Origin of the sequence: Streptococcus sp. HSISS2, assembly GCF_000448665.1 — a bacterium.
Taxonomy (GTDB): Bacteria; Bacillota; Bacilli; order Lactobacillales; family Streptococcaceae; genus Streptococcus; species Streptococcus raffinosi.
Genome location: NZ_CM002133.1, coordinates 1,310,334 through 1,311,989, shown reverse-complemented (window position 1 = coordinate 1,311,989; position 1,656 = coordinate 1,310,334). Strand labels below are relative to the sequence as shown.

The window sequence follows — 1,656 nt, the reverse complement described above, 5'->3', positions numbered from 1 at the left end:
AACCATTACACCGTTGTCGGAGCTATTGCTGGGATTTCATTATTAGTTGGCGGAATCGGTGTTATGAACATCATGTTGGTTTCGGTAACTGAGCGGATACGAGAGATTGGTCTTCGTAAGGCTTTTAGGTGCTACACGTCGTAAAATCTTGACCCAGTTTTTGATTGAGTCGATGGTTCTAACCATTCTGGGAGGTTTGATTGGGCTAGGCTTTGCAGCCTTAGTCGTTGGACCAATTGGGAATGCCATGGACCTTAAAGCGACGGTTTCTCTTGGTGTAGCCATGGGAAGCATAGCCTTCTCAGCGGCTGTAGGGATTATCTTTGGTCTCCTACCGGCTAATAAGGCTTCAAAACTCGACCCTATCGAAGCTCTTAGGTATGATTAGAAATAACCTCTTGAAATCTTTAGATTTTGAGAGGTTTTATGGTCTTCGAAAAAAGATAGAGAAAAAATAAAAAAATTGCATTTTTTTCTTGACGTCTGATTTAGGTCATGATATTATAAATAAGGTTTGAAAAAACTGACCTAAGACAGTTGGGGAGCAAGACTCGTAAACATCCAACCGAGGCACAAAACGTAACTATTTTTTTGTAACGTATTGTACTTTCGTGTCTAGGTTTAGGTACGATTTTTTTGTGCCTAGCCCAAAAATAAAAACGGAGGTAAAACTACTAATGAGTGAAGCTATTATTGCTAAGAAAGCTGAACAGGTTGCTATCGTCGCTGAGAAAATGAAAGCAGCAGCATCTATCGTTGTTGTTGACTCTCGTGGACTTACAGTTGACCAAGATACAGTTCTTCGTCGTAATCTTCGTGAATCAGGCGTTGAATTTAAAGTTATCAAAAACTCAATCTTGACTCGTGCAGCTGAAGAAGCAGGTCTTGAAGACCTTAAAGAACTTTTCGTTGGACCATCTGCAGTAGCATTCTCAAACGAAGATGTTATCGCACCAGCAAAAGTTATTAGCGAATTTGCTAAAGACGCAGAAGCTCTTGAAATCAAAGGTGGTGTTGTTGACGGTGCGTTCACTTCAGTCGAAGAAATCAACGCTCTTGCATCACTTCCAAACAAAGAAGGTATGCTTTCTATGCTCCTTTCTGTACTTCAAGCGCCAGTGCGCAACGTTGCATACGCTGTCAAAGCGGTTGCAGAAAGCAAAGAAGACGGTGCTGCATAAGCCCATCTTCACAACTCGTAGCCTAAGCTACGTTTAAAACATTATATTTTAAAAACACATTTGGAGGAAATCACAATGGCATTGAACATTGAAAACATTATTGCTGAAATTAAAGAAGCTTCAATCCTTGAATTGAACGACCTTGTAAAAGCTATCGAAGAAGAATTTGGTGTAACAGCTGCTGCTCCTGTAGCTGCTGCTGCTGGTGGTGCTGCTGACGCTGGTGCTGCTAAAGATTCATTCGACGTTGAATTGACATCTGCAGGCGACAAGAAAGTTGCTGTTATCAAAGTTGTTCGTGAAATCACAGGCGAAGGTCTTAAAGAAGCTAAAGCTATCGTTGACGGTGCACCATCAGTTCTTAAAGAAGGTGTTGCTGCAGCTGAAGCTGAAGAACTTAAAGCTAAACTTGAAGAAGCTGGAGCTTCAGTTACTCTTAAATAATAGAGTATCGCAATTTGATTGCGGAAGCCTA

The 1,656-nt window shown here is 41.1% G+C and carries 2 protein-coding genes, 1 pseudogene and 1 other annotated feature; all 3 genes and pseudogenes read left to right on the top strand.

Going from position 1 to position 1,656, the window contains the following annotated elements; translation table 11 throughout:
- A pseudogene (locus tag HSISS2_RS11815) lies at window positions 1-388 on the top strand (FtsX-like permease family protein); the annotation flags it as partial.
- Between the two features lie 121 nt (window positions 389-509).
- Window positions 510-646, top strand: a sequence feature (ribosomal protein L10 leader region).
- A 31-nt stretch (window positions 647-677) separates the two neighbouring features.
- The gene (rplJ, locus tag HSISS2_RS05840; protein ID WP_021145848.1) at window positions 678-1,181 is read left to right on the top strand and encodes a 50S ribosomal protein L10; all 504 of its coding nucleotides are present in this window, start codon (window positions 678-680) and stop codon (window positions 1,179-1,181) included.
- 75 nt (window positions 1,182-1,256) lie between these two features.
- Window positions 1,257-1,625 carry a 50S ribosomal protein L7/L12 gene (rplL, locus tag HSISS2_RS05835; protein ID WP_021145847.1) on the top strand — a complete coding sequence of 123 codons (369 nt, stop codon included), beginning with the start codon at window positions 1,257-1,259 and terminating at the stop codon, window positions 1,623-1,625.
- Window positions 1,626-1,656: the final 31 nt, after the last annotated feature.